Origin of the sequence: Salmonella sp. SAL00670, assembly GCF_046552235.1 — a bacterium.
GTDB lineage: Bacteria > Pseudomonadota > Gammaproteobacteria > Enterobacterales > Enterobacteriaceae > Salmonella > Salmonella enterica.
On sequence record NZ_JBGDUO010000003.1, the window covers coordinates 397,712 to 424,564 of the forward strand.

The following is a 26,853-nucleotide window of genomic DNA, read 5'->3' on the forward strand; positions in this document are numbered from 1 at the left end:
TATTACAGCGCCTTCATGGTGCCTTTCGGCAGAACGGCAGCTACGAAGTCACGTTTGATAACCACTTCCGTGGTGTCATTCAGCGCGATGGCAATGTAGCCGGCTTCCGCTACTTTGGTCACTCGACCGACCAGACCGCCATTCGTCAGAACTTCATCACCTTTCGCAATGGAGTCCATCAGCTTTTTGTGCTCTTTGGTGCGCTTCTGCTGCGGGCGCAGGATCATGAAATAGAAAATCAGACCAAACACCACCAGCATTAAAATCAGAGACATCGGGCTGCCCTGCGCTGGAGCACCTGTTGCCGCTACCGCATCAGAAATAAAAAAGCTCATTCAAATTCCCTCATTATTAAAATTAATCAACGTTCAAAGGTGGAACGGGTCGCCCCTGACGTTGGTAAAACTCGGTTACGAAGCTCTCTAATTTACCCTCTTCAATAGCCTTGCGTAAACCCGCCATCAAACGCTGGTAGTAACGCAAGTTATGAATGGTATTGAGACGCGCACCTAATATTTCGTTGCAACGGTCGAGATGATGCAAGTAAGCGCGTGAATAATTGCGACAGGTGTAGCAATCGCACTCGGCGTCAAGCGGGCTGGTGTCGCTTTTATGCTTTGCATTACGAATCTTCACCACGCCGTCGGTCACAAACAGATGACCATTACGGGCATTTCGCGTTGGCATGACACAGTCAAACATATCAATACCGCGACGCACCCCTTCCACCAGATCTTCCGGTTTACCCACGCCCATCAGGTAACGCGGTTTGTCAGCCGGGATCTGCGGGCAAACGTGCTCCAGAATGCGGTGCATATCTGCTTTCGGCTCACCGACAGCCAAACCGCCGACAGCGTAGCCATCAAAGCCAATCTCTACCAGACCTTTCACCGAGATATCGCGTAAATCTTCGTAAACGCTGCCCTGAATGATGCCAAAAAGCGCATTCTTATTGCCAAGGCTATCAAAACGGTCGCGGCTACGCTTCGCCCAACGCAACGACATCTCCATCGAGCGTTTAGCATAGTCCCAGTCTGCCGGGTACGGCGTACATTCATCAAAGATCATCACGATATCGGAACCGAGATCGTACTGGATCTCCATCGACTTTTCCGGATCGAGGAAAATCGGATCGCCGTTGATCGGGTTACGGAAGTGCACGCCTTGCTCGGTAATCTTACGAATATCGCCGAGGCTGAAGACCTGGAAGCCGCCGGAATCGGTGAGAATCGGCCCTTTCCACTGCATAAAATCGTGCAGATCGCCATGCAGCTTCATGATTTCCTGACCCGGGCGCAGCCACAGGTGGAAAGTGTTGCCGAGAATAATCTGCGCGCCGGTCGCTTCCACTTCTTCCGGCGTCATGCCTTTCACGGTACCGTAAGTACCCACAGGCATAAAAGCAGGCGTTTCCACTACGCCACGATCAAACACCAGACGACCGCGACGCGCGCGACCATCGGTGGTATCTAACTCAAATTTCATTATCACTCCTGCGTCAGAAAAACAGTCCGACGTTTAACGATTCGCTACGGAATGATTCCATAGCTAATAAATTCCCGAAGGCGTCATCGGCGCAGCCAGTTTTGGGTCGACCAGCGCACAACCACCGGAGCGTACACGCAGTACGTGAGGATGGCGAGCACTGCCCGGCGTCAAAATGGCAAGTGAGATAGCCTTCTTACGGACGCTCAGAAATAGCCTGCGGATTGTACGTGATAAACATCGCGTCCCCGTAGCTAAAAAAGCGATATTTTTGTTCTACCGCAGTCTTATAGGCATTCATGGTGTGTTGATAACCGGCAAATGCGGAAACCAGCATAATCAACGTCGATTCCGGCAGATGGAAGTTGGTGATCAGCGCATCAATCACTTTGTATTGATAACCTGGATAAATAAATATTTGCGTATCGCCGAAGAACGGCTTTATCAAATCGCTTTTTGCCGCCTGCGCCGCGCTTTCCAGCGAGCGTACCGAGGTGGTGCCGACCGCAATCACGCGGTTGCCGCGCGCTTTCGCCGCCAGCACCGCGTCGACCACCTCTTGCGGCACCTCAGCATATTCGGAGTGCATGATGTGATCTTCAATGGTATCGACACGCACCGGCTGGAAAGTGCCCGCGCCGACGTGTAGCGTAACAAACGCCATTTCGACACCTTTCTCACGAAGCGCCGCCAGCAGCGGCTCATCAAAGTGCAGCCCCGCGGTCGGCGCGGCGACGGCGCCCGGTTTTTCACTGTAGACCGTCTGGTACAGTTCGCGGTCGGCGTCCTCGTCCGGACGGTCGATATACGGCGGCAACGGCATATGGCCGATGGCGTTAAGAATATCCAGCACCGGACGCGGGTCATTAAACTCAACTTCAAACAGAGCGCCGTGACGCGCGGTCATGGTCGCGTGAATACTTTCGTCGTCGCCCAGCAGCAGTTCCGTACCCGGTTTTGGCGCTTTAGAAGCGCGAATATGCGCCAGGATGCGTTTATCATCGAGCATACGTTCGACCAGCACTTCTATCTTGCCGCCGCTGGCTTTACGGCCAAAGAGCCGCGCCGGGATCACGCGGGTATTATTGAAGACCAGCAAATCGCCAGGGTTGAGCTTATCGAGCAGATCGGTGAAAGTACCGTGCGTCAGCGCGCCCGTCGGCCCCTCTAATGACAGCAAACGGCAGCGACTGCGTTCCGGCTGTGGGTAGTGGGCAATCAGGGATTCGGGTAGTTCAAAGGAAAAATCGGTAACGCGCATGACTCTGACTCAGACTAAAATAAGAGGCGGGTAGTCTAGTGCCGGGGCGTTCCCGCTGCAACCGTTACCCGCTTTTTGGACAGAGAATCAATAATGAATTTTCTTGCTCACCTGCATCTGGCGCACCTTGCCGACAGCTCGCTTTCCGGTAATCTTCTGGCCGATTTTGTCCGCGGTAACCCGGCAACGCATTATCCTCCTGACGTGGTAGAGGGTATTTATATGCATCGGCGTATTGACGTCATGACCGACAACCTGCCGGAAGTTCGTGAGGCGCGAGAGTGGTTCCGCCATGAAACGCGGCGCGTGGCGCCCATTACGCTGGACGTCATGTGGGATCATTTTTTATCGCGTCACTGGACGCAAATCTCCCCTGATTTTCCACTTCAGGCGTTTGTCGGCTACGCCCATGCGCAGGTCGCGACGATTCTGCCCGACTCCCCGCCGCGCTTTGTCAACCTGAATGATTATCTTTGGTCAGAAAAATGGTTAGAGCGGTATCGCGATATGGATTTCATTCAAAACGTGCTGAATGGCATGGCGAATCGCCGTCCCCGGCTGGATGCCTTGCGTGATTCCTGGTACGATCTGGACGCGCACTACGACGCGTTAGAAGAGCGCTTCTGGCATTTTTATCCGCTTATGATGGCACAGGCCGCCCGCAAAGCGCTGTGACGGCCTGATAGCGAGGGCGTGCGTCAGATCCGCCGTTGGCAGAAAGATCGTTCGCTGTCATAAAAGGGTCATCATTACGATTTATAATGACCCGATCGATAGGCAAAAGCTGTCTCATTGATTGTCAAGACCGCATTGTTTTGTCGCTTCGCCCTCCCTATACTGCCCGCGTTGCGTTCTAAAACCCTTAATATTGCAGGAGAATTATTATGGTACTGGTTACTCGTCAGGCCCCGGATTTCACCGCTGCGGCGGTACTGGGTAGCGGTGAGATTGTTGATAAATTCAACTTCAAACAGCACACCAATGGTAAAACGACCGTTCTGTTCTTCTGGCCGATGGACTTCACTTTTGTTTGCCCGTCTGAGCTGATCGCCTTTGATAAACGTTATGAAGAATTCCAGAAGCGCGGCGTTGAAGTGGTCGGCGTTTCTTTCGACTCTGAGTTCGTTCACAACGCATGGCGTAACACCCCTGTCGATAAAGGCGGCATTGGCCCGGTGAAATACGCAATGGTCGCCGACGTGAAGCGTGAAATTCAGAAAGCTTACGGTATCGAACACCCGGACGAAGGCGTTGCGCTGCGCGGCTCTTTCCTGATTGACGCTAACGGTATTGTTCGCCACCAGGTCGTAAACGATCTGCCGCTGGGTCGTAATATCGACGAAATGCTGCGTATGGTCGACGCGCTGCAGTTCCACGAAGAGCACGGTGATGTCTGCCCGGCGCAGTGGGAAAAAGGCAAAGAAGGCATGAACGCCTCTCCGGACGGCGTGGCTAAATACCTGGCTGAGAACATTTCCAGCCTGTAAGTCAGTGCATTGATAAAAGGCTCGCGAATGCGAGCCTTTTTTATGCGTAAGGTGTTACGAACCACCTCGCCTCAACGATTCATCCATACCGTCGCGGAAATCGCGGGTAAACTAAGTCTTCCCTCGCGGATATCACCGCTTCCCGTTTTACATTGCCATCCGGCCACGTTCAGCAACGGCAACGCTTCCAGCGCCACTTCACAGGCCTCGCCCCGGTTAATCGCCACCAGCGCCCGCTGCTGCTGATAAACTCGCACGAATACCACTACGTCACCTTCGGCATACAGCGCCTGGCATCCGCCACGACGCAGCGCCAGACTGCTCTGGCGCAGTTTCGCCATACGCTGGTACAGCGCCAGCAAGTTGCCGTCCTGCTTGCGTTCATCCCATGGGAACGGTTTGCGGCACATGGGGTCATTTGCGCCGTCCACGCCGACTTCATCGCCGTAATAAATACATGGCACGCCGGGCCAGGTAAACAGCCAGACCACCGCCAGCGGCAGGCGCGCCGCGTCTTTACCCAGCAGAGTTTTAAAGCGCGCAGTATCATGGCTGTCGAGTTGATTAAACATGCGCAGTTGTTGCTGATGTGACAGCCCGGCGCGGTAGTTATCCATCCACGCGATACAGGTCCGGGCATCAATATGCTGTGGTTCGTAAGCGATATCAGTATTGGCGAGAAATCCCCATAGCGGGAAGGTGAAGCCGCGATAATTCATGGCGGCATCTTCCGCATCGGCCTGTAGCCACTGCCGCGCATCGCCGAAATGTTCCCCCACAATATAGGCTTCGGGCTGCGCCTCTTTTGCCGCCCGGGTAATACCGGCGACGTGCTGCAAATTATGACGCGCCCCGCCCGCCTCGCCCAGCATATGTACGACATCCAGCCGCCAGCCGTCCATATTCCACGGAGCCTTTAGCCAGTGACGAACGATACTGTCCTCACCGCGATAGATCTCATCGACCAGCGTTTCTGATTGATAATCGAGTTTCGGCAGGCTCGGATAACCCAGCCAGTCCAGCGCCACGCCTTGTGGTGAAAAGGAGTACCAGTCGCGCCACGGCGAGTCCGGGTGATGGCACGCGCCGCCAGTGCTGCGGTTATGCCTGTCAAACCACACATGCGAGTCGCCGCTATGATTAAACACGCCATCCAGCACCAGCCTCATGCCCTGCACCTGGGTTTTACGCCGCAGGCGTAGCAGCGCCCGATCGCCGCCAAATTGCGGATCGACATGGCGATAATCTTCCGTATCGTACTTATGGACGCTCGGCGCGGTAAATACCGGATTCAGATATAGCGCTGTGACGCCCAGTTTTTTCAGATACGGCAGCTTCTCACAAATGCCATTCAGACAGCCGCCGTAAAAGGTGGAACCGCCCGCCTGGGGGGTGAGCGGTTCATCCCACTCTTTACGCACGATGTCGTGACCGGCAGCATGGTGGTAATACACCTTATCCTGCCCAGCTTCACGAGACTGGCTGCGGGCAAAACGATCCGGGAAGATCTGATAAAAAATTTGATCGGCGACCCACTGCGGGCCGCTATCCGGCACATCAACCGCAAATTGTTCCAGACGCGCAGGCGGAAAACGGCTAAATCCCTGTGGCGTAAACCAAAGCTGGCGGTCATGCCAAAGCAATTTAAAGCTGTAACGGCGACGGGGTTGCCCTAACGCGATATTGAGCGTCGCTCGCCACGCCGTCACGCCCGGCTGCGGCTGGCGGCGCTGTTTGCGCATCGCCAGTGAGATTTCTTCATTATCGAATTCTGAGCGCAACGTCACGCGAGACGGCGGATTTTCTCCGCTCAGCCACAGCGTAATGGTTAATTTATCTTTATGTTGCTTCACAAATGGGGCAACCGGTAAGTGCCAGGCATTCAACATCTCGTATCCCCTCTACTGAAAATGGGGCCACCTTGCCACAGAGATTTAAAGGATAACTCATCATCCAGGGGTTTATTAGGGGAGGAGACTCCAGGAGGAGAAACGGCTCCGCTTATCCGGCCTACTGTTGCCTACAGACCGGATAAGGCAGAGAAAAACGACTACGCCTGCGCCAATTGACGGTCGCGACGGCGTTTAAATATCCAGCCAATCAACAGCAGAACTATCCAGGCGAAGCCCACATACAGTGAGATGCGGGTATCCGGATGGTAGCCGATAAGCGCAATAATGAAGACCAGGAAAATCAGACCCGCTATCGTCGTTACGACACCGCCCGGCACCTTAAATTTCAGCGCTTTTACCTCTTCCGGCGGTAAACGACGACGGAAGGCGATTTGCGACAGCAGGATCATAATCCATACCCATACCGTCGCAAACGTCGCCAGCGAAGCAATCACCAGGAAGACGTTTTCCGGCATGATGTAGTTCAGGTAAACCGCAAACAGCAGCGCAATCGTCATCACCAGCACAGTGACCCACGGAATACCACGGCGTGACGTTTTGGCAAAGATTTTCGGCGCGCTCCCCTGCTCCGCCATACCATGCAGCATACGGCCTACGCCAAACACATCAGAATTGATAGCGGAAAGCGAGGCGGTCAATACCACAAAGTTCAGAATGCTGGCGGCAAAGGTAATCCCCATATGCTGGAACGTCAGCACAAATGGGCTGCCGTTTGTGCCGACCTGATTCCACGGATAGATAGACATAATGACGAACAGCGTGCCGACATAAAATACCAGGATACGCATCGGTACTGAGTTAATGGCGCGCGGAATGGATTTCTCCGGGTCTTTCGCTTCCCCGGCGGTGATACCGATAATCTCAATCCCGCCATAAGCGAACATCACCATTTGCAGCGACATGATCATTCCCAGCCAGCCATTGCTGAAGAAGCCGCCGTTGCTCCACAGGTTATGAATGCCGGTGGGCTGCCCGCCGTTGCCAATTCCCCACACAATGATGCCGATACCCGCGACAATCATGATAATAATGGTGGCGACTTTGAAGAAGGAGAACCAAAACTCCAGCTCGCCGAACACCTTGACGCTCATCAGGTTGATGGCGCAAATGATCAGCACCACGCTAAGCACCCAAATCCAGTGCGGCACGGCGGGGAACCAGACCCCCATATAAATGCCGAACGCGGTCACGTCAGCAATGGCGACGATCAGGATCTCAAAACAGTAGGTCCAGCCGGTAATGTAGCCCGCAAGCGGGCCGAGGTTTTCCTGCGCATAGCGCGAAAATGAGCTGGCGGCAGGGTTGTGAACGGACATTTCCCCCAATGCGCGCATAATGATATATGCCGCGACCCCGCCAATAATATAGGCCAACAGCACGCTCGGCCCCGCCATTTTGATGGCGTCCGCCGAGCCGTAAAACAGGCCGGTGCCGATTGCCGAACCTAATGCCATAAAGCGAATGTGCCGGGTGCTCAGCCCACGCTTTAGCTTATTATTGCTTTCCATCAATTTCTGACCTATCAACACAATAAAAAACCACGGGGCGTTAAGCCCCGTGGTGTACACATATGTCAGCGATTTTAGTGAGCGCTGGAGGTCACCTGCCGACCCGCCGCGCGATCCCAGATAATCGCCAGGATCACCATCACCACCGTTGGCATCAACCACGCCAGTCCCTGTTCCGCCAGCGGCAAACGCTGACTCCAGGCTGGCAGCATATCGCCAAAGGCAGATGCTTTGATGCCGTCAAGGATACCAAAAAGCAGACTGATAAACATGGCCGGCGCGATGATACGGGTGGAATTATGCCACCATGAGCGGGTAAAACTTAATACAACCAGTGCGATACACGGCGGATAGATAGCCGTCAGCACCGGAATGGAGATTTGAATCAGATGGCTCAGTCCGAGGTTTGATACCACCATAGAGAAGCCGCCGAGAATAAAGACCAGCGTGCGGTAAGACAGCGGAATATACTGCGCGAAAAACTCAGCGCAGGCGCAGGTCAGCCCCACCGCCGTCACCAGACACGCGATAAAGATCAGCGCCGCCAGCAGGAAGCTTCCCGCGCCGCCAAAGGTATGCTGAACGTAGGCATGAAGAATCGCCGCGCCGTTCGCTGACTGATCGACCAGCGTCGCGCTATCAGAACCTAAGCGGAACAAGGCAAGGTAAAGCAGCGTCAGCCCCACGCCCGCCATCAGGCCGGCCCAGACCGTGTAACGCGTCAACAGGCGCGCTTCGGTCACGCCGCGAGAACGCGCCGCGTTCACAATAACGATACCAAACACCATCGCGCCCAGCGTATCCATCGTCAGATAGCCGTTCACAAATCCGTTAGAAAAGGCCGCATTCTGATAAGCGTCCAGGGCGTTGCTGATTGGACCGGCAGGCCAAACGATAGCCGCGACGGAAAGGATGACCAGCGCAATAATTTTCAACGGCGCCAGGAAATTCCCTACCGTATCCAGCAGCTTACCCGGATAGAGGGAAACCAGAATAACAATAGCGAAATAGACCACGCTGTAAATCAGCAACGGCATTGCAGAATCGCCGGTCAACGGAGCGATACCGACCTCAAACGACACCGTCGCGGTACGCGGCGTCGCAAATAACGGCCCGACGGCCAGATAGCAAACGGTCGCCAGCAGGAGTCCCGCCACTTTACCAATCGGCGTACTGAGGCTGTCTACGCCGCCGCCGACTTTCGCCAGCGCCACAACAGTAAGAACCGGTAGCCCTACGGCGGTAATCAGAAAGCCAATAGCGGCTGTCCAGACGTGTTCACCCGCCTGCAAACCGACCATAGGAGGAAAGATAATATTGCCTGCGCCAACGAACAGCGCAAATGTCATAAAGCCCAGGGCGATGATATCGCGCGATTTTAACTGATGGGTCATAAAGTCTTACTGCCTGTGGATGGTGATGTTGTAAACATTAAAATTTTTGCCTTTCCCGGAGGATTATAAAGCGGCGTTTTTTATCAATTTCAGCGGGAAAAGCTCCCGGACCGATGCGGCGAAGAATTGTTTTTCGATTTACCGCGCAAATGCAGTCGTAATGACAGCACCTGAAGCGCAATTTAAACGCTTATAACGTTTTAAAGCAAGGTGGGATCTAAAAACCAGATGAATATAGCGATATGAAATTTACAACCAGAATAAAACACCATTCTCATGAAAAAGTTATGGCTAATCATGCGAACAAAAAATCACCAAACGTTGAATGTTTCAACGAGCCCGTCTTAACTGCAAAGAAAATAAGCCAGCATCCGCTGGCTTATGGAAAGTTATACTTACGAAAGACAATTAATCGCTATTTTTGGCAATTAAACGTTCCGGCAGCACAAAGCTAAATCGCGTTCCTTTGCCAGGCGAACTGTCGATTTCAAGGCGGCTTTCATGGTGATTCAACGCATGTTTCACAATCGCCAATCCCAGGCCGCTGCCGCCCGTTTGCCGCGAACGCGCTTTATCGACACGGTAGAAGCGTTCGGTCAGACGAGGAATATGCTCGGCAGCAATCCCCGGACCGTTATCTTGAATGCAAAATTCAGCGCCATGCGCGGCACGTCGCCAGCTCACCGTAATATGCGTTCCCGCCGGCGTATGGTTTACCGCGTTATACACTAGGTTTGAGATCGCGCTACGTAGCTGCTCTTCATTACCCAGAACGCTAAGACTATCGTCGACCTCAAACGTAAAGGTATGTTTCTGCTGGCTGAGCGTCTGCGCTTCACGCTCCACGACCCGCAGCATCATCGGTACATCCACTTTTTCATTTAATAACAGCGCCGGAGCCGCCTCAATTTTAGACAGCGTAAGCAGTTGTTTTACCAGCCCTTCCATACGATACGTTTGCTCGCGCATCGTATGCAGCGCTTTCTCTCGCGTCGCCCCTTCCAGCGCCTGTTCCTGCATCATTTCCAGATAGCCTTGCAATACCGTCAAGGGCGTACGCAACTCATGGCTAACGTTGGCGAAAAAGTTACGTCTGGCGCCTTCAAGCTGATGCATTTGCGTCACATCGCGCGCCACCATCAGGAGTTGTTTATCGGTATAAGGCATGACGCGGATCTCCAGGTGCCGCCCGGTATTGAGCACCAAATGAAGCGGACGGGTGAAATCACGCGTTTTTAAATACTGGGTAAACTCCGGATAACGCAGTAGATTGAGAATATTCTGCCCGTTGTCATCCGGCCAGCGTAGCCCCAGTATCTGTTGCGCCAAACCGTTACACCAAAAAATGCCGCCCTCTTCTGTGGTCAGTACCACGGCATCAGGCAGCGACTCCGCGCCACTGCGAAAACGTTTAATCAGGTTCCCCAGCTCGCGGCGACGCTTCTTATTTCGCAACTGCATCTGGTGTAAACCGTATAACAGCGGTTCCCAACTTCCCCGCCCCGGCGGCGGCGTCATACTTCTGTCGACCCAAAGCCACCAGGAGAGGCGTAACAAATTCCAGAAATGCCAGACAAGCAGTCCCGTCACCGCCGCCAGTAAAAACCACGGCAGATAACCAAAAAAAGCGCTAAGGATAAGCGCGGGGATGCAACAGAGCACCAGCTCCAGCACCAGCCTTTTCCATGACAGCCGTTCCAGCACGCGTCATACTCCCTCAAGAATGGAAAGCCTTCTCCGCCAGAAACCTGTGATCAACTGGCGGAAAAGGCATTAAAAGCGGGTCGAAAAACGATACCCTGTCCCGCGTACCGTTTGCACCATCCGGTCGTGGCCGCTGTGCTCCAGCGCCTTACGCAAACGGCGAATATGCACGTCGACCGTCCGGTCTTCAACGTACACATTGGTGCCCCAGACATGATTGAGTAGCTGTTCGCGGCTGTAAACCCGTTCCGGGTGCGTCATAAAGAAATGGAGTAATTTAAATTCGGTCGGCCCCATATCCAGCGGGCTGTCGCCGGTCATCACGCGGTGAGAGCCAGGATCAAGGCTCAGTCCCTGCATCTCGATCACCTCTTCGACCGCCATCGGCGAGATGCGCCGCATAACGGCTTTAATGCGCGCCACCAACTCCTTGGGGGAAAACGGCTTGGTAATGTAATCGTCAGCGCCGGTTTCCAGCCCGCGCACACGATCTTCTTCCTCACCTCTCGCGGTCAGCATAACCACAGGAATATCCCGGGTCATGGCTTCACGTTTGAGATGTTTAATAAACTGTAACCCTGACCCGCCGGGCAACATCCAGTCAAGAAGGATGAGATCCGGCCAGGGTTCATTAAGTTTATTCACCGCACTGTCATAATCTTCGGCTTCTACGGGCTGAAAGCCATTTTGTTCGAGCACGAAGCACACCATTTCACGGATCGGCGCCTCATCTTCTACGACCAGAATACGTCTCGCCATAATTTGCCCTGTTAGTCGTTAGTTATCAATGCCGCGCCATTATGCGTCAGATTTATGACAGATTTATGAAAAAAAAAGGCGGCATTGATAGCATGTTGATGATTTATGACACCAGTGAAACCGTGCATTACCGTGTACCGGCGGTAAATTGCGCCCAAAAATGGAGGGGATGACGTGTATAATCCCGTTCACGCTTTTTTTGCATGGAACAATTATGCGCATCCTCCACACCTCTGACTGGCATCTGGGACAAAACTTCTACAGTAAAAGCCGCGCCGCGGAGCATCAGGCTTTTCTGGACTGGCTGCTGGAGACCGCGCAGGCCCATCAGGTGGATGCCATTATTGTCGCTGGCGATATTTTTGATACCGGTTCGCCGCCAAGCTATGCCCGAGAACTTTATAACCGTTTCGTCGTTAATTTACAGCAAACGGGCTGTCATCTGGTGGTGCTGGCCGGTAATCATGATTCCGTCGCCACGCTAAACGAGTCGCGCGACATTCTGGCGTTTCTCAATACAACCGTGATCGCCAGCGCGGGCTATGCGCCGCGGCTACTTCATCGTCGCGACGGTTCTCCGGGCGCCGTACTGTGCCCCATTCCCTTTTTGCGCCCGCGCGACATTATTACCAGTCAGGCGGGGTTATCCGGCAGCGAGAAACAGCAGCAACTTCTTCATGCGATTGCCGATTATTATCAACAGCAGCATCAGGAAGCGTGCCAGCTACGCGGCGAACGAAAGCTGCCGGTTATCGCGACGGGACATTTAACCACCGTCGGCGCCAGCAAAAGCGATGCGGTTCGCGACATTTATATCGGTACGCTGGATGCCTTTCCGGCGCAGCATTTCCCCCCCGCGGATTATATCGCATTAGGACACATTCACCGCGCGCAATGTGTCGGCGGCACGGAGCATATCCGCTATTGCGGCTCGCCCATCGCCCTCAGCTTTGATGAGTGCGGCAAAAGCAAATGCGTGCATCTGGTGACCTTCGACCAGGGAAAATGGCAAAGTACCGAAAGTCTGGCTGTCCCCGTGACTCAACCGTTGGCGGTTTTAAAAGGCGACCTGGCATCAATTACCGAACAGCTTGAGCAGTGGCGCGGCGTTGAGCAATCGCCCCCCGTCTGGCTGGATATTGAAATCACCACCGATGATTATCTGCACGATATCCAACGCAGAATACAGACATTAACGGAGTCACTCCCCGTAGAGGTATTACTGGTGCGCCGTAGCCGCGAACAGCGTGAGCGCTCGCTGGCGAACGAGCGGCGGGAAACATTAAGCGAGCTTAGCGTGGAAGAGGTTTTTGCGCGGCGTCTGGCGCTGGAAGCGTTAGATACCCCGCAGCGCGAGCGCCTGAATCAGCTCTTTTCCAGCACGCTCTACGCGTTGAATGAGGAGCACGAGGCATGAAAATTCTCAGTTTGCGTCTGAAAAACCTGAACTCGCTGAAAGGAGAATGGAAGGTCGACTTTACCGCCGAACCGTTTGCCAGTAACGGGTTATTCGCCATTACCGGCCCGACCGGCGCGGGAAAAACCACCTTGCTTGACGCCATCTGCCTGGCGCTGTACCACGAAACGCCGCGCCTGAATACGGTATCGCAATCGCAAAACGATTTGATGACGCGCGATACGGCGGAATGTCTGGCCGAAGTGGAGTTCGAGGTAAAAGGCGAAGCCTGGCGCGCGTTCTGGAGCCAGAACCGAGCCCGAAATCAGCCTGACGGCAATCTCCAGGCCCCACGCGTGGAGCTGGCGCGGTGTTCAGACGGAAAGATCTTTGCCGATAAGGTAAAGGATAAACTGGAGATGATCGCCACGTTGACCGGGCTGGACTACGGGCGCTTCACCCGTTCGATGTTGTTATCACAGGGGCAGTTCGCCGCCTTTCTTAACGCCAAAGCGAAAGAGCGCGCAGAGCTTCTGGAGGAGCTCACCGGCACTGAGATTTACGGGCAGATCTCCGCACAGGTATTTGAAAAACATAAATCAGCCCGTCTCGAACTGGAAAAGTTACAAGCGCAGGCCAGCGGCGTCGCCCTATTGGCGGACGAACAGTTACAGCAACTGGAAGCCAGTTTGCAGGCGCTTACTGACGAAGAGAAACGCCTGCTGGCCAGCCAGCAGGGACAGCAGCAGCACCTTCACTGGCTGACCCGAAAAAACGAGCTCCACACTGAATTACACGCCCGACAGCAGGCGCTGTACGCGGCACAAGAGGCGCGAGAAAAAGCGCAGCCGCAGCTCGCGGCGTTGACTCTGGCGCAACCTGCTCGCCAGTTGCGCCCGCATTGGGAGCGCATTCAGGAACAAACCCGCGCCGTTGAGCGTGTTCGCCAGCACAGTGATGAAGTGAATGCTCGCTTACAAAGCGCGTATCGTCTGCGCCAGCGTATCCGCGCCTGCGCGCATCGACAATTCACGCAACTGAACGCCACAGGGCAGCGGTTGAAGACATGGCTGGCGGAACACGACGGCATCCGCGTCTGGCGCAGCGAACTGGCGGGGTGGCGAGCATTATTAACACAACAATCCCACGATCGGGCGCAACTGAGCCAATGGCAACAGCAGTTGCTGAGCGATACGCGTCAGCGTGATGCGCTACCGCCGCTCACGCTCGACCTCACGCCACAGGCGCTGGCGGAAGCCAGAGCATTGCATACCCGGCAGCGTCCGCTACGCCATCGTCTCGCCGCGCTTCAGGGGCAAATTCTCCCGAAACAAAAGCGTCAGGCGCAGCTACAGGCAGCTATCGCGCGTCATCATCAGGAGCAGGCGCAATACACCCAACGTCTGGCGGATAAGCGTTTGAGTTATAAGACTAAAGCGCAGGAGCTTGCGGACGTTCGCACTATTTGCGAGCAGGAGGCGCGCATCAAAGATCTGGAAAGCCAGCGGGCGCACTTACAGTCCGGCCAGCCGTGTCCGCTTTGCGGCTCGACGACACACCCCGCCATCGCCGCCTATCAGGCGCTGGAGCTGAGCGCGAATCAAACCCGCCGCGACGCGCTGGAAAAAGAGGTCAAAACGCTGGCGGAAGAAGGCGCGGCGCTGCGAGGACAGTTAGATGCCTTAACGCAACAATTACAGCGGGATGAAAGCGAGGCGCAGTCGTTGTTGCAGGAGGAGCAAGCGCTTACTGAGGAATGGCAAACGCTGTGCGCTACGCTGGGCGTTCAGCTCCAGCCGCAAGAAGACCTCGCGGGCTGGCTGACCGCCGCGGAAGAGCATGAGCAACAGTTGGATCAGCTCAGCCAGCGTCATGCTCTACAAACGCAAATCGCGGCGCATACTGAACAGGTAGCGCGCTTTACCGCGCAGATTGCGCAGCGTCAGGCGTCGCTGACGGCTGATTTGGCGCAGTATACGCTTTCCCTTCCTGCGCCAGAAGACGAGGCTTCGTGGCTGAATGAGCGCGCCGACGAAGCGAAAATATGGCAACAGCGTCAGACAGAGTTCGCGGATTTGCAAATGCAGATCGACAGGCTTGCCCCGTTGCTGGAGACGCTACCGCAAACGGATACCGCGGATTCCGACGACGACGTGCCGCTGGATAACTGGCGGCAGGCGCATGATGAGTGCGTGTCATTACAAAGCCAGTTGCAAACCCTGCAGGAACAAACGACGCAGGAGCAGCAGCGCGCCGCCGAGGCGATAGCGCACTTTGATGCGGCGTTAAAAAATAGCCCGTTTGACAGCCAGGCAACGTTCCTGGCGGCGTTGCTGGATGAAGAGACCGTGACCCGTCTGGAAAAACAACAACAAACGCTGGAAAGTCAGCTACAACAAGCGAAGGCGTTAAGCGCGCAGTCCGCGCAGGCGCTGGCTGACCATCAGCAACAGCCGCCCGCCGGTCTGGACCCAACGTGTACGGCGGAGCAGCTCGCGCAGCGGCTGGCGCAGTTGGCGCAACAACTGCGTGAAAACACGACACGCCAGGGGGAAATCCGCCAGCAAATTAAACAGGATGCAGATAATCGGCAGCGCCAACGGGCGCTGATGGCGGAAATGAAACAAGCCTCTCAGCAAGTGGAAGACTGGGGCTATCTCAATGCGCTGATTGGCTCTAAAGAAGGTGATAAGTTCCGCAAATTCGCCCAGGGACTGACGCTGGATAATCTGGTCTGGCTGGCGAATCATCAGCTCACCCGCCTGCATGGCCGCTATTTATTGCAGCGCAAAGCCAGCGACGCGCTGGAACTGGAGGTTGTCGATACCTGGCAGGCCGACGCCGTGCGCGATACGCGAACGTTATCAGGCGGCGAAAGTTTCCTGGTCAGCCTGGCGCTGGCGCTGGCGTTATCAGATTTGGTCAGCCATAAAACGCGCATTGATTCTTTGTTCCTCGACGAAGGCTTCGGCACGCTTGATAGCGAAACGCTGGACGCCGCGCTGGATGCGCTCGACGCGCTGAATGCCAGCGGGAAGACCATCGGTGTGATTAGCCACGTGGAAGCCATGAAAGAACGTATCCCTGTGCAGATAAAAGTGAAAAAAATCAATGGGCTTGGTTATAGCAAACTGGACAAAGCGTTTGCTGTGGAGTAACGCGAGTGTCATCCTGCGCACAGCATACCGTCATGACATAGCATAATAATGAATACACAAAGACGGATAAGGAATGGTATTACCTCGCGCTTATCCGCAAGCTATACGTTGATTGGCTGTGACAATTCACAGCCACAGCGCGCAACATGCGCCTTTATTTTCGGCAGGTGGTATGAAAAAAGTTATTTTTTCTTTGGCGCTGGGTACGTTCGGACTGGGGATGGCCGAGTTTGGCATTATGGGCGTGCTGACGGAGCTGGCACGCGATGTCGGGATAACAATTCCCGCCGCCGGGCATATGATCTCGTTTTACGCCTTCGGCGTCGTGCTGGGCGCGCCTGTTATGGCGCTCTTTTCCAGCCGCTTTTCGCTTAAACATATACTGCTGTTTCTGGTCACGCTGTGCGTGATGGGCAATGCCATATTTACCTTTTCCTCGTCATATCTGATGCTCGCCGTCGGCAGACTGGTTTCCGGCTTTCCGCACGGCGCCTTTTTTGGCGTCGGCGCCATTGTCCTGTCAAAGATTATCCGCCCCGGGAAAGTCACCGCCGCCGTCGCGGGTATGGTTTCAGGGATGACGGTGGCGAATCTGGTGGGCATTCCGGTCGGCACTTACCTGAGCCAGGAATTTAGCTGGCGCTACACCTTTTTATTGATCGCGGTTTTCAACATCGCCGTGCTCACCGCGATTTTCTTCTGGGTGCCGGATATCCGTGACAAAGCCCAAGGCAGCCTGCGCGAGCAGTTCCACTTCTTGCGTAGTCCTGCGCCGTGGCTCATTTTCGCCGCCACGATGTTCGGCAATGCGGGCGTTTTTGCCTGGTTCAGCTATATCAAGCCATTTATGATGTACATCTCCGGTTTTTCGGAGACGAGCATGACGTTTATTATGATGCTGGTCGGGCTGGGGATGGTGTTAGGCAATCTGTTAAGCGGCAAACTCTCCGGCAGATATACGCCGCTGCGCATCGCGGTAGTGACTGACCTCGTTATCGTGCTCTCTCTCATGGCGCTCTTTTTCTTCAGCGGATACAAAACGGCATCGCTGACTTTCGCGTTTATCTGCTGCGCTGGTCTGTTTGCGCTCTCTGCGCCGCTGCAAATCCTGCTACTGCAAAACGCCAAAGGCGGCGAACTGCTGGGCGCGGCGGGAGGGCAAATCGCGTTTAATCTCGGTAGCGCGATTGGCGCCTGGTGCGGCGGGCTGATGCTGACGCTAGGTTTTGCGTACCACTATGTGGCGCTTCCCGCCGCCCTGCTCTCGTTTTCCGCCATGTCGTCGTTGCTGGTATACGGACGTCTAAAACACAAGCAGCCATCGGTCACGCCGGTTGCCGGATGACGCCATCCGGCTAGAAACGTTACGCCAGCGGCCACAGCCAGGCCGCGCCGCGCACGCCGCTCGAATCGCCATGCCGCGCCTTACGTACCGGCGTCTCGCACTCGCCGCCAAAAACAAACGATTTCATCAGCGACGGAACCGTCTTGTACAGGCGCTCAACATTGCTCATACCGCCGCCCAGCACAATGACATCCGGATCCAGAATATTCACGACATGAGATAATGCTTTCGCCAGCCGCAGCTCATAACGGCTTAACGCCAGTTCCGCCACGGCGTCCTGCGCGTCGACCAGACGAATAATCTCATCGCCTTTTAGCGTTTTACCGCTCAAACGCTGGTAATCCGTGGCAAATCCCGTACCGGAAATAAAGGTTTCGATACAGCCTTGTTTACCGCAATAACAGGGAATTTCTTCACGGTAACGCAACTCATCGTCATCCATCCACGGCAACGGATTGTGGCCCCATTCGCCTGCCGTACCGTTGCCGCCGATGTGCGCCCGGCCATTTAGCGCTACGCCCGCGCCGCACCCGGTACCGATAATCACCGCAAATACCGTTTGCGCCCCCGCCGCCGCGCCATCTACCGCCTCTGATACCGCCAGGCAATTGGCATCGTTGGCTAACCGCACTTCACGCTTCAGACGACGGCTCACATCGCTATCGAACGGCTGGCCGTTAAGCCACGTAGAGTTAGCGTTTTTTACCACGCCGGTGTAAGGCGAGAGAGAACCGGGAATGCCAATGCCAACGCTACCGGTCTGGCCGGTCGCCTGTTCCGCCATGTCGACCAGCGTAGCGATGGTTTCTATCGTTTGCTGATAATCCTCCCGCGGCGTAGGCAGACGATGGCGAAACCGCTGCTCTCCTGCATCATCAAGCGCAATGACTTCCGTTTTTGTGCCGCCTAAATCGATACCAATACGCACATACCGCTCCTCATTTTTTGGGAATATCAACAGGGTAGAATTCACCGTTCTGATTGGCAATGCAAGCCTGCCGACAATTCGTTACTATACCGCCTGGATTTAACGACAAGGCCGTGGAAATTATCATGCTGTGGTTCAAAAATTTAATGGTTTACCGTCTTAGCCGCGATATCACATTACGCGCCGAAGAGATGGAGAAACAGCTCGCCTCAATGACGTTTACCCCATGCGGTAGCCAGGATATGGCCAAAATGGGCTGGGTTCCGCCGATGGGCTCTCACAGCGATGCGTTAACGCACACCGCCAATGGCCAAATTATTATTTGCGCGCGCAAAGAAGAGAAAATCCTGCCATCGCCAGTGATCAAACAGGCACTGGAGGCGAAAATCCAGAAACTGGAAGCCGATCAGGGACGCAAGCTGAAGAAGACGGAAAAAGATTCCCTGAAGGATGAAGTGTTGCATTCGTTGCTGCCGCGCGCGTTTAGCCGCTTCAGTCAGACAATGATGTGGATTGATACCGTTAACGGCCTGATTATGGTTGACTGCGCCAGCGCGAAAAAAGCGGAAGATACTTTAGCGCTACTGCGTAAAAGTCTTGGCTCGCTGCCGGTCGTCCCGCTGGCGCTGGAAAATCCGATTGAGCTGACGCTCACCGAGTGGGTGCGCTCCGGTACGGTCGCTCAGGGTTTCCAGTTGCTGGACGAAGCCGAATTGAAAGCGATGCTGGAAGATGGCGGCGTGATCCGCGCGAAAAAGCAGGATCTGGTCAGCGACGAGATCGCCGTTCATATTGAAGCGGGTAAAGTGGTCACGAAGCTGGCGCTCGACTGGCAGCAGCGTATTCAATTCGTCATGTGCGACGACGGCTCCATTAAGCGTCTGAAATTCTGCGATGAGCTGCGCGATCAGAACGAAGATATCGACCGGGAAGATTTTGCCCAACGTTTTGACGCGGACTTTATCCTGATGACCGGCGAGCTGGCGGCGCTGATTCAAAGCCTGGTGGAAGGATTAGGCGGCGAAGCGCAGCGCTAACCAGAGGGTCCCTCTCCGCCGGAGAGGGGACTCACCGTTACAAATAGCGGCACAGATACGAGGTGGGCTCAGCAACCTGTAGATGAAACTCACTGTGGCCAGGCACGTTAAACACCTCACCGGCTGTATACACTTTCCATTCGACAGTTCCCGGCAACAGTACCTTCAACGCGCCGCTCACAACCGTCATCTCTTCGGGTTCGGCGGTGCCAAAGGTATACTCCCCTTCCGCCATCACACCAACGCTGGCCCGGCCGATGCTACTGCTGGTAAATCCAATAGACTTCACTTTCCCGGAAAAGTATTCATTGCTTTGTAGCATAATCAGGCCCCGTCTCATTATTAAATTAACACCCAATATAGAGTCCTGACGTTCGGCCTGTCACGTAAAATTAGACAAGCAGTTCTGAAGCTAACCGCGCAATCAAAACGTTAGAGAGTAAAACCGGCACATCCAGCGCCTGCTGTAAAATATCCCGATGACGCTGATGAAAACCCAGACAATCCAGCATAATGACGTCCGCGCCTTGATCCAATAGCGCCTGCCCGGCATCAATTAACTGTTGCTCAGAACCGTGAACCGGATTCGCCAGCGAATACACCGGCGGCATTTGCAATACCTGCCATTTTTTCTCCTGGGCCGCCAGAAGTTCTGCAACAGGCACAATCACGCCCACCTGATGCCCATCCACAATAGAGGCGACAAGCGGTGGAATAATACGCAGCGGTTCAAGCAAAATAGAATTACGGGCTGCCATACTTTTAATCGCCGCGGTGCTCATCAGTATAATGACATCGTAACCCTGGTTATCCAGCACCTCGACAACGCTCTGTAAATCTCGCTCCACTTTCTGGCGGGAAACATGGGCTATCTGGTTATCATTCAGCAACGTCAAAAGCGGATCGTCGCCAGGCTCTACAGCGTAATCCGCCATAACGTCTTCCCGGCTCATTTTTCCCAGCAGGCTATGATGGGTGATGTGTTGTTCGTCGATGTATTCCGTCAGAAGCGGTAACACTTCGCTCATTGGCACAACGCCGATTGTGAGGATTGCCAACGACGCACTCATTTTTATTCCACCTTATTACTTCGTCGTAATTCCCGGGCAAATATTCACACGCTCACCGCGCTACCTGCCCTACAAATCTCAGAAAGCGTAGCAGCAGATGAGCAACGTATTGTGTAAAGATTCCAAATAACTCCAATATTGTATTGTTATCGCTTAATTTACGGTTTTAGTTGCCAGTATAAATGTTTCAAGAATGTGATGGAGATACAATTTAGGGGTACTCAGAATCCCTTCCGAGTGGTTCATGCGTCTATGATTTATCCGGATCTTCGTAACGTTTTTTCGCATCCATCGCTTCTTCTGCGGTCGGATGCTCGCTGATGAGCGAATCAGGTTTCGGATGGTCAGCCCGTAGCTGATACCACGTCACCGTCTGGCCCGGCGTGCCTTTTTCAATGGTGACGATATAAGCTTCCCGCGGATAAGGTGGTCTGGTTGGCATAGCGTTTCCTTTATTCTGGGTGAGCGTTAAGTATAGACATCTCCCTGTAACCGTTGCGTCGACGGCGGCAGCGCCGCAATAATTTCAGAAACGACCTGGGCCGGCGCTTTCGTCGCGTCAATAATGTAATGCGCCGTTTCGCGATACAACGCGTCACGCTGCTCAAGCACTTCCCGAACCTCTTCGCTCAACGGCTTGCCGGTGAGGGTCGGGCGCAGATCCGCTTCAGGTTCAGCCTCAAGCCGGTTAACCAGCGTGGATACCGGCGCGCACAGATAAATCACTACGCCAACACGGTGCATATAACGTCGGTTATACTCCGTGAGAATAATACCGCCCCCCGTCGCCACGACAGTCGAAGGCGCGCTTACCGCCTCCAGGGCCGCGGTTTCCCGGGCGCGGAACCCTCCCCAGCCTTCTTTTTCAACGATATCAGCGACGCTCATCTGCACGTGCGATTGCAGCCAGCGGTCGGTATCCGCAAACCGGAAACCGGTTGCCTGCGCCAGCGCCATACCGATGGTGGTTTTCCCACAGCCCCGCGGGCCAACAAGATAAAGAGGTTGCATCATAGCAGGCGTTCCCCCAGGAACTGCGCATACGCAGGATTTGATATCAGCAATGTTATAATCATATCATCTAACTAGTACAATGCATAAATGTAAATAATAATTTACACAAAGGTACTAAAGTCACAATATTAGTACTATAGCAAGAATCAGAAATGAATAAACTGTAAATTTTTCATTACAGGATTTATTTTTTACGCTGGCTTTCCAGCCACCACTTATCCAGCTCGGCGGCAAAATGCTGACGATCGCGCGGCGAGAGAGTGTTTGGCCCCCCCGTTTGTACGCCGCTGGCGCGTAGCGTGTCCATAAAGTCACGCATCGTCAGACGTTCGCGAATCGTGGCGTCGCTATAGCGTTCTCCCCGGGGATTAAGAGCCGCAGCGCCTTTTTCCAGCACTTCAGCCGCCAGCGGAATATCCGCGGTAATCACCAGATCGCCCGCTTCGCATTGACGCACGATTTCGTTATCCGCCACGTCAAACCCGGCGGCCACGCGGAGCGTGCGGATAAAACGCGAAGGCGGCACGCGCAAGGCCTGATTGGCAACCAGAATAAGCGGCAACTGCATCCGCTCGGCGGCGCGGTACAAAATTTCTTTAATGACATTCGGACACGCATCCGCATCCACCCAGATGGTCATAATGTCTCCCGTACGGTATACAATCTTTTATTGTCTCGCGCTTTTGCCTTTCATCAAAGTGCTGTTTCTCCTTCTGCCCGTTTTCAATCCGCGTTAAGCTAACCATTCCCCATAACACACAAACATAGGGAGTGACGAGATGGAGAAGAAAATCGGTTTTATTGGCTGCGGTAATATGGGCAAGGCTATTCTTGGCGGACTGATTGCCAGCGGTCAGGTACTTCCCGGCCAGATCTGGGTCTATACCCCCTCCCCCGATAAAGTCGCCGCCCTGCATGATCAGTACGGCATTAATGCGGCGCAAAGCGCGCAGGAGGTCGCTCAGGTCGCGGATATCGTTTTCGGCGCGGTAAAACCGGGCATTATGGTGAAAGTGCTCAGTGAAATCTCCTCCAGCCTGAACAAAGACTCGCTGGTGGTCTCTATCGCCGCAGGCGTAACGCTTGATCAGCTTGCGCGCGCGCTGGGACACGACCGTAAAATCATTCGCGCTATGCCGAATACGCCGTCGCTGGTCAACGCAGGAATGACCTCCGTCACGCCCAACGCGCTGGTCACACCGGAAGATACGGCTGATGTCCTGAATATTTTCCGCTGCTTTGGCGAGGCGGAAGTGATTGCTGAGCCGATGATCCATCCGGTGGTTGGCGTGAGCGGATCTTCGCCGGCCTATGTCTTTATGTTTATCGAGGCGATGGCGGACGCTGCCGTTCTGGGCGGTATGCCTCGCGCTCAGGCTTATAAATTCGCCGCGCAGGCCGTTATGGGATCGGCGAAAATGGTACTCGAAACCGGAAAGCATCCCGGCGAACTGAAAGATATGGTGTGCTCGCCTGGCGGAACGACGATTGAAGCCGTACGCGTTCTGGAAGAACGTGGCTTCCGCGCTGCGGTAATAGAAGCGATGACGAAGTGTATGGAAAAATCAGAGGCGCTCAGTAAATCCTGAAGCCCGGCTGGACGTCATGCCGCCACTTCGGTGCGGTTACGTCCGGCATTCTTTGCTTTGTAAAGCGCCATATCCGCAGACTTTAGCCATTCCCGATAATGACCGATTTGTGGCGTTAACGGCGCCACGCCCACGCTGATACGTAACATGACCTGCGGCGCGCCCGGCAAGCGTAAGGTATTTAGCCGTTCATGCACTCGCGACATGGCGGTAATCGCGCTGTCTGCCGGCGTTCCGCACATAATCACCGCAAATTCGTCGCCGCCAAAGCGCCCGATAATATCACTCCCGCGTAGCGTTATCTGTAATTGACGCGTCAGGGCGATAATAGCCTCATCCCCAACATCATGTCCCCAGGTGTCGTTAATGCTCTTAAAATGATCGATATCGATAATCAACAATGTCGCCTCCCGATGGTGGCGTCGGCTGTGATCGAATTCATTACGTAATAAAATTTCCCAGTGGCGTCGGTTATAGACGCCGGTCATGCCATCCCGCGAGCTCATCGCCTGCAAGCGTCGCTTATGTTCCGCTAATTTAATGGCCGTTTGGTAACTTACCCAGGCGAACAGAAGCGGATACAACATAATGACGGGCAAAGAGAGCGTGACTTCCAGCGACGAGCTTCGCATCGCGACGGGTAGCCCGGTAAGCTGCAACGTCACCAGACATGACGCCAGCAAAAGGCCCATTCCGACAGTGAATAGCCGCCGCCCGCCAGCGCCCATCAGATTCATGCTCATCATCATAAACAGCGCGGCGGCAGGCAACATATTGACGCCCATCAACGCGATCCACATGCCGGAGAGGATCGCATCCACTTTCAGGTTGTAAATTTCCTGGCGTAGCGGATCAAGGGCTTTCGCCGCCCACTGCCACGCCAGATGCGGCCAGACAAAAGACCAGCCGACCAGCAATAGCCACCAGCCGCCAAAGACAGGTTGCGACACTAACACGGCGGCCACCGGTAAAAACATCCCCCCTAACCCCACCGCACGCGGTAGCCTGATGCGCCGGGCGAAGCGCAACCCGGAGCGCTGACGATCATCAGGAGGGTCAGGCGGCGCTACCGCCTGTTCAACCGCTTTTCGGTAAAAATTTTCATCATTCATTATTTTTGGGAACATTTAGAAACAATTTTCCCAAATTATAGAAACAGAGCGCATGGAGGAAGTATGAAATTTCGGGTGAGTGTTTTTCAGGGCTCACCCGATAGCACTACGCCGCTTTTTTCAGGCAGGCGCTCATAAACTTGCTACGGTCATCGCCTTTCAGGGATTGTTCCGTCGCCTGAACATTGCATTCACGCATTTTCTGCTGTTGCGGCGTCAGGCTTTTCTCGCCAGGGCCTGACTGGCTGTTTTTTAGACAGTCGCTAAGGTAAGTTTTACGTGCATCGCCTTTCAACGCTTGCGCTGTCGCCTGCTGATTACAGGTCGTCATGCGCTGCTGTTGCGGTGTTAACGGTTTTTCGGTTGCGCCGACGGCGGTTAAAAAGACCAGGCCAAAAAGTAAAGTCACCAGTAATGTTATTTTCATAGCACCATCCTTTTGTCAGTGTACGCATTACACGTTGTCCCTTTGGGAAATATCCCAGGGACTTTATATAAGTCTGGCTGTTACTGGCAAAAATACCACCCGGCAGTAAAAGTATTACTTACCGTTAGCAATATATGTTTTATTGATTGACAAACCGTAGGCTAATGTGCAACTCGATTATCCACAGTCACGCAGGATGCAGAAGAACAGCGCATAACGTTACACTGTTATTACCATAGCCGCTTCGTTTTTATTTTCTTCTGGTTAATACAGAGCAAAATAAAAACGAAGCGGCCAGGGCTATTTTATAAAAGTAACGTTATAACAACTGTGTTGTTTTAAATACGATTAGTGCCGGGGGTGTCTCAGCAACTTTTTTACATATTGGCGCAGCAATTCCGTATCGTGATCAGGAACGCTGGCATCCGGCTTTACGCCTTCAAGTGCCCCCTCTACCTGACGTATCAACATCTCCTGCTCGTTTTGCGCCATGTTACGTAACATTGCTGTGACGATAATCTCTAACGCTTCTACCTGAGCAACCAGTTCTTTCGACTCTTCTTCTTTTTGGGCTAGCTTAAGCAACAACTCTGCTATGAGATTTTTCATGACCATATTTCCTTATTAGTTCCAGGGTGACGTTATCACTATGAAGAACCACTGCCTAGAGGCTGAAAGTACTATTTTTATGATACAGGAAGAACTTTACACAAATAATTATCACTGTCGCCGCAGCGAAACGTTTCTCAGGCCGTAAACGAGACGATAATAAACCATCAAAAAACAATAATCACGCTATATCATAATTTAAGGTTATGCCATCTATAGAAAAACTTCACGGATAAAGAATATATCTTTTAATTTAAACCATATCGTAACGGCAGAAGCGCCGTTACGATGCACCGCTATTGGCCTTTCGCTTTTTGCGCGTTACGCCGACGACGTAACGCCAGGGTCAGTTGCCCGATATTGATCAACACGATCGCCGCCGTAGCGATAAAAACCCAGCGGAAACCGGCCATCGCCGATACCGTCGCGCCCATCAACGGCCCAACCACGTTGCCCAGGTACATAAATGACTGGTTGTAGCCAAAAATACGTCCGGTAATTTGATCGCTGGAGTATTTCACCAATAACGTTTGTACGGCGGGTAACATCGCGCCATCGGCAAAGCCTAACAAGAAACGTAACAGCCCCAGCTGGAACGGCGTGGTGACCCAGGACATCGCGAAGAAAAGCAGCACTGCGCAGATAAGCGTGGCCATCAGAATTCTTTCCGTGCCGATTCTGTCGCCAAGTTTTCTCAGGCGAGGCGCGGAGATAAGCGCAGAGATACCGGGCACCGAGGCAATTAACCCGCTAAGAAAGGCGATGTTATTACTGTCCGGCATCATTGATTTGATAAACAGCGCCAGGATTGGACTGATGGAACCATTACAGAGTTGAATGACCATCGTGGTAAAAAACAAACTGATCACCAGCGCAGGATAAGGTAACGACGCAAAAACGGCTTTACCGCTCAGGCGTTCGCTTTTCTTGATGACCGGACGCACGCCTTCTTTAATTAAAAATAGCGTGACCAGAAAGCTCACCACCAACAGCATGGCAGTAATCAGAAATACCGCCCGCAGCCCGATATGATCCGCGACAAAGCCGCCCATTAACGGCCCGCCGATAACGCCGCTGATCTGCGCGGTAGAAAGCGTACTGAGCGCCCAGCCGCTACGTTCGCGCGGTACCTGAGAGGCTACCAGCGCCATAGCATTGGGGATATAACCTGACGTTAACCCCATGATTCCGCGCAGCAGGAAAAGTTGCCAGACATGGGTCGCGAATGCCTGCAGTAGAATAGCTATCGCCATCCCGAGCGACGCGCGCAATAGCATCAGTTTACGCCCTTTGCGATCGGCGAGACTGCCCCACATCGGCGACACAATGGCGGAAATAAGAAACGTGATGCTAAACGTTAACCCGGACCACATTGATAACGCTTCATGGGAAGAGACGCCAAGCTGGGAAATATAAAGGGGTAAGAATGGCAGGATTTGGCTGATTGCTAGCCCGGTAAAAAAACATCCAAACCAAACGGAAATTAGATTAACTTTCCAGGATTCCATAAGACTCGTAACGGTAAGTAGCTGAAAATACGCGTTAGCTTAGCAAGTTCTCTTTTTCCTGGTGGTTCCAGAGGTGCGATACGTCACACTTTGCTATTTTGTCTCCCCGTTCATCATTTTTGTGAAACATGTCACATTATATAGCCGCG

The 26,853-nt window shown here is 53.8% G+C and carries 25 protein-coding genes; 7 read left to right on the top strand and 18 right to left on the bottom strand.

What is annotated here, in order from left to right; genetic code table 11:
• Positions 1-2: 2 nt before the first annotated feature.
• The 3 genes from yajC to queA all read right to left on the bottom strand — a co-directional run bounded on the left by yajC (position 3) and on the right by queA (position 2,746).
• Positions 3-335: a preprotein translocase subunit YajC gene (yajC, locus tag ACLJRS_RS13065; RefSeq protein WP_000007628.1), complete on the bottom strand. Its 333-nt coding sequence runs from the start codon at positions 333-335 to the stop codon at positions 3-5.
• Between the two features lie 22 nt (positions 336-357).
• A complete protein-coding gene (gene tgt, locus ACLJRS_RS13070) occupies positions 358-1,485 on the bottom strand; it encodes a tRNA guanosine(34) transglycosylase Tgt (protein ID WP_000667305.1) in 1,128 nt (375 codons plus the stop codon).
• A gap of 196 nt (positions 1,486-1,681) precedes the next feature.
• Positions 1,682-2,746, bottom strand: a complete 1,065-nt coding sequence (gene queA, locus ACLJRS_RS13075; protein ID WP_001266532.1) for a tRNA preQ1(34) S-adenosylmethionine ribosyltransferase-isomerase QueA — start codon at positions 2,744-2,746, stop codon at positions 1,682-1,684.
• A gap of 93 nt (positions 2,747-2,839) precedes the next feature.
• Between queA and acpH the strand changes: the two genes are divergently transcribed.
• Together acpH and ACLJRS_RS13085 are read left to right on the top strand one after the other, a co-directional pair.
• Positions 2,840-3,421 (top strand): ACP phosphodiesterase, encoded by a 582-nt coding sequence (gene acpH / locus ACLJRS_RS13080; protein ID WP_410957827.1) that lies wholly within the window; start codon positions 2,840-2,842, stop codon positions 3,419-3,421.
• A gap of 209 nt (positions 3,422-3,630) precedes the next feature.
• Positions 3,631-4,233: a peroxiredoxin gene (locus tag ACLJRS_RS13085; RefSeq protein ID WP_000244731.1), complete on the top strand. Its 603-nt coding sequence runs from the start codon at positions 3,631-3,633 to the stop codon at positions 4,231-4,233.
• A gap of 71 nt (positions 4,234-4,304) precedes the next feature.
• Here ACLJRS_RS13085 and malZ read toward each other — a convergent pair whose 3' ends face one another.
• The 5 genes from malZ to phoB all read right to left on the bottom strand — a co-directional run bounded on the left by malZ (position 4,305) and on the right by phoB (position 11,511).
• Entirely contained in the window at positions 4,305-6,122 is a 1,818-nt protein-coding gene (gene malZ / locus ACLJRS_RS13090; protein WP_000930696.1) for a maltodextrin glucosidase, read from the bottom strand.
• 161 nt (positions 6,123-6,283) lie between these two features.
• A complete protein-coding gene (gene proY / locus ACLJRS_RS13095; RefSeq protein ID WP_000445556.1) occupies positions 6,284-7,654 on the bottom strand; it encodes a proline-specific permease ProY in 1,371 nt (456 codons plus the stop codon).
• A gap of 74 nt (positions 7,655-7,728) precedes the next feature.
• On the bottom strand, positions 7,729-9,048 hold the full coding sequence (gene brnQ, locus ACLJRS_RS13100) for a branched-chain amino acid transporter carrier protein BrnQ (protein WP_000149625.1): 1,320 nt from the start codon (positions 9,046-9,048) through the stop codon (positions 7,729-7,731).
• Between the two features lie 408 nt (positions 9,049-9,456).
• Positions 9,457-10,752, bottom strand: a complete 1,296-nt coding sequence (gene phoR / locus ACLJRS_RS13105; RefSeq protein WP_000893642.1) for a phosphate regulon sensor histidine kinase PhoR — start codon at positions 10,750-10,752, stop codon at positions 9,457-9,459.
• Positions 10,753-10,821: 69 nt separating this feature from the next.
• A complete protein-coding gene (gene phoB, locus ACLJRS_RS13110; protein WP_000113921.1) occupies positions 10,822-11,511 on the bottom strand; it encodes a phosphate response regulator transcription factor PhoB in 690 nt (229 codons plus the stop codon).
• Positions 11,512-11,725: 214 nt separating this feature from the next.
• Here phoB and sbcD point away from each other — a divergent pair, with 214 nt between their 5' ends.
• The 3 genes from sbcD (at position 11,726) to araJ (ending at position 17,410) form a co-directional block, all read left to right on the top strand.
• Positions 11,726-12,928 (top strand): exonuclease subunit SbcD, encoded by a 1,203-nt coding sequence (gene sbcD / locus ACLJRS_RS13115; protein WP_001221254.1) that lies wholly within the window; start codon positions 11,726-11,728, stop codon positions 12,926-12,928.
• The gene (sbcC, locus tag ACLJRS_RS13120) at positions 12,925-16,065 is read left to right on the top strand and encodes an exonuclease subunit SbcC (protein ID WP_001672613.1); all 3,141 of its coding nucleotides are present in this window, start codon (positions 12,925-12,927) and stop codon (positions 16,063-16,065) included. Before sbcD ends, sbcC begins: the two co-directional genes overlap by 4 nt.
• Before the next feature lie 172 nt (positions 16,066-16,237).
• A complete protein-coding gene (araJ, locus tag ACLJRS_RS13125) occupies positions 16,238-17,410 on the top strand; it encodes an MFS transporter AraJ (protein WP_000755630.1) in 1,173 nt (390 codons plus the stop codon).
• A gap of 19 nt (positions 17,411-17,429) precedes the next feature.
• On the opposite strand, the gene mak is transcribed toward araJ, so the two are convergent.
• Positions 17,430-18,338 (bottom strand): fructokinase, encoded by a 909-nt coding sequence (gene mak / locus ACLJRS_RS13130; protein ID WP_001219276.1) that lies wholly within the window; start codon positions 18,336-18,338, stop codon positions 17,430-17,432.
• A gap of 125 nt (positions 18,339-18,463) precedes the next feature.
• Here mak and rdgC point away from each other — a divergent pair, with 125 nt between their 5' ends.
• Positions 18,464-19,375, top strand: a complete 912-nt coding sequence (gene rdgC, locus ACLJRS_RS13135) for a recombination-associated protein RdgC (protein WP_000964305.1) — start codon at positions 18,464-18,466, stop codon at positions 19,373-19,375.
• A 37-nt stretch (positions 19,376-19,412) separates the two neighbouring features.
• Here the strand turns inward: rdgC and ppnP are convergent, their stop codons facing one another.
• From ppnP to ACLJRS_RS13160, 5 genes are all read right to left on the bottom strand, one after another.
• On the bottom strand, positions 19,413-19,697 hold the full coding sequence (gene ppnP, locus ACLJRS_RS13140) for a pyrimidine/purine nucleoside phosphorylase (protein ID WP_000941945.1): 285 nt from the start codon (positions 19,695-19,697) through the stop codon (positions 19,413-19,415).
• A 70-nt stretch (positions 19,698-19,767) separates the two neighbouring features.
• Positions 19,768-20,445, bottom strand: a complete 678-nt coding sequence (locus tag ACLJRS_RS13145; protein ID WP_001276437.1) for an AroM family protein — start codon at positions 20,443-20,445, stop codon at positions 19,768-19,770.
• Between the two features lie 250 nt (positions 20,446-20,695).
• Positions 20,696-20,887 (bottom strand): protein YaiA, encoded by a 192-nt coding sequence (gene yaiA, locus ACLJRS_RS13150; protein WP_001143161.1) that lies wholly within the window; start codon positions 20,885-20,887, stop codon positions 20,696-20,698.
• 26 nt (positions 20,888-20,913) lie between these two features.
• Positions 20,914-21,459 (bottom strand): shikimate kinase AroL, encoded by a 546-nt coding sequence (gene aroL / locus ACLJRS_RS13155; protein WP_000983569.1) that lies wholly within the window; start codon positions 21,457-21,459, stop codon positions 20,914-20,916.
• 184 nt (positions 21,460-21,643) lie between these two features.
• A complete protein-coding gene (locus tag ACLJRS_RS13160; RefSeq protein ID WP_000158137.1) occupies positions 21,644-22,099 on the bottom strand; it encodes a YaiI/YqxD family protein in 456 nt (151 codons plus the stop codon).
• Positions 22,100-22,238: 139 nt separating this feature from the next.
• Between ACLJRS_RS13160 and proC the strand changes: the two genes are divergently transcribed.
• Complete coding sequence (gene proC / locus ACLJRS_RS13165; RefSeq protein WP_000412193.1) at positions 22,239-23,048, top strand: pyrroline-5-carboxylate reductase; 810 nt, start codon at positions 22,239-22,241, stop codon at positions 23,046-23,048.
• Between the two features lie 14 nt (positions 23,049-23,062).
• Here the strand turns inward: proC and adrA are convergent, their stop codons facing one another.
• The 4 genes from adrA to ACLJRS_RS13185 all read right to left on the bottom strand — a co-directional run bounded on the left by adrA (position 23,063) and on the right by ACLJRS_RS13185 (position 26,704).
• Positions 23,063-24,175, bottom strand: a complete 1,113-nt coding sequence (gene adrA / locus ACLJRS_RS13170; protein WP_000484083.1) for a diguanylate cyclase AdrA — start codon at positions 24,173-24,175, stop codon at positions 23,063-23,065.
• A 91-nt stretch (positions 24,176-24,266) separates the two neighbouring features.
• Positions 24,267-24,587 carry a phosphate starvation-inducible protein PsiF gene (psiF, locus tag ACLJRS_RS13175; RefSeq protein WP_000705166.1) on the bottom strand — a complete coding sequence of 107 codons (321 nt, stop codon included), beginning with the start codon at positions 24,585-24,587 and terminating at the stop codon, positions 24,267-24,269.
• 348 nt (positions 24,588-24,935) lie between these two features.
• The gene (gene iraP / locus ACLJRS_RS13180; RefSeq protein ID WP_001518423.1) at positions 24,936-25,196 is read right to left on the bottom strand and encodes an anti-adapter protein IraP; all 261 of its coding nucleotides are present in this window, start codon (positions 25,194-25,196) and stop codon (positions 24,936-24,938) included.
• Positions 25,197-25,492: 296 nt separating this feature from the next.
• A complete protein-coding gene (locus ACLJRS_RS13185; RefSeq protein WP_410957828.1) occupies positions 25,493-26,704 on the bottom strand; it encodes a multidrug efflux MFS transporter in 1,212 nt (403 codons plus the stop codon).
• Positions 26,705-26,853 lie beyond the last annotated feature (149 nt).

Excerpts from the sequence above, each read along its gene's own strand:
- yajC (WP_000007628.1), bottom strand. The coding sequence starts at position 335 with ATGAGCTTTTTTATTTCTGATGCGGTAGCGGCAACAGGTGCTCCAGCG.
- tgt (WP_000667305.1), bottom strand. The coding sequence starts at position 1,485 with ATGAAATTTGAGTTAGATACCACCGATGGTCGCGCGCGTCGCGGTCGT.
- queA (WP_001266532.1), bottom strand. The coding sequence starts at position 2,746 with ATGCGCGTTACCGATTTTTCCTTTGAACTACCCGAATCCCTGATTGCC.
- acpH (WP_410957827.1), top strand. The coding sequence starts at position 2,840 with ATGAATTTTCTTGCTCACCTGCATCTGGCGCACCTTGCCGACAGCTCG.
- ACLJRS_RS13085 (WP_000244731.1), top strand. The coding sequence starts at position 3,631 with ATGGTACTGGTTACTCGTCAGGCCCCGGATTTCACCGCTGCGGCGGTA.
- malZ (WP_000930696.1), bottom strand. The coding sequence starts at position 6,122 with ATGTTGAATGCCTGGCACTTACCGGTTGCCCCATTTGTGAAGCAACAT.
- proY (WP_000445556.1), bottom strand. The coding sequence starts at position 7,654 with ATGGAAAGCAATAATAAGCTAAAGCGTGGGCTGAGCACCCGGCACATT.
- brnQ (WP_000149625.1), bottom strand. The coding sequence starts at position 9,048 with ATGACCCATCAGTTAAAATCGCGCGATATCATCGCCCTGGGCTTTATG.
- phoB (WP_000113921.1), bottom strand. The coding sequence starts at position 11,511 with ATGGCGAGACGTATTCTGGTCGTAGAAGATGAGGCGCCGATCCGTGAA.
- sbcD (WP_001221254.1), top strand. The coding sequence starts at position 11,726 with ATGCGCATCCTCCACACCTCTGACTGGCATCTGGGACAAAACTTCTAC.
- sbcC (WP_001672613.1), top strand. The coding sequence starts at position 12,925 with ATGAAAATTCTCAGTTTGCGTCTGAAAAACCTGAACTCGCTGAAAGGA.
- araJ (WP_000755630.1), top strand. The coding sequence starts at position 16,238 with ATGAAAAAAGTTATTTTTTCTTTGGCGCTGGGTACGTTCGGACTGGGG.
- rdgC (WP_000964305.1), top strand. The coding sequence starts at position 18,464 with ATGCTGTGGTTCAAAAATTTAATGGTTTACCGTCTTAGCCGCGATATC.
- ppnP (WP_000941945.1), bottom strand. The coding sequence starts at position 19,697 with ATGCTACAAAGCAATGAATACTTTTCCGGGAAAGTGAAGTCTATTGGA.
- ACLJRS_RS13145 (WP_001276437.1), bottom strand. The coding sequence starts at position 20,445 with ATGAGTGCGTCGTTGGCAATCCTCACAATCGGCGTTGTGCCAATGAGC.
- yaiA (WP_001143161.1), bottom strand. The coding sequence starts at position 20,887 with ATGCCAACCAGACCACCTTATCCGCGGGAAGCTTATATCGTCACCATT.
- aroL (WP_000983569.1), bottom strand. The coding sequence starts at position 21,459 with ATGATGCAACCTCTTTATCTTGTTGGCCCGCGGGGCTGTGGGAAAACC.
- ACLJRS_RS13160 (WP_000158137.1), bottom strand. The coding sequence starts at position 22,099 with ATGACCATCTGGGTGGATGCGGATGCGTGTCCGAATGTCATTAAAGAA.
- proC (WP_000412193.1), top strand. The coding sequence starts at position 22,239 with ATGGAGAAGAAAATCGGTTTTATTGGCTGCGGTAATATGGGCAAGGCT.
- adrA (WP_000484083.1), bottom strand. The coding sequence starts at position 24,175 with ATGTTCCCAAAAATAATGAATGATGAAAATTTTTACCGAAAAGCGGTT.
- psiF (WP_000705166.1), bottom strand. The coding sequence starts at position 24,587 with ATGAAAATAACATTACTGGTGACTTTACTTTTTGGCCTGGTCTTTTTA.
- iraP (WP_001518423.1), bottom strand. The coding sequence starts at position 25,196 with ATGAAAAATCTCATAGCAGAGTTGTTGCTTAAGCTAGCCCAAAAAGAA.
- ACLJRS_RS13185 (WP_410957828.1), bottom strand. The coding sequence starts at position 26,704 with ATGGAATCCTGGAAAGTTAATCTAATTTCCGTTTGGTTTGGATGTTTT.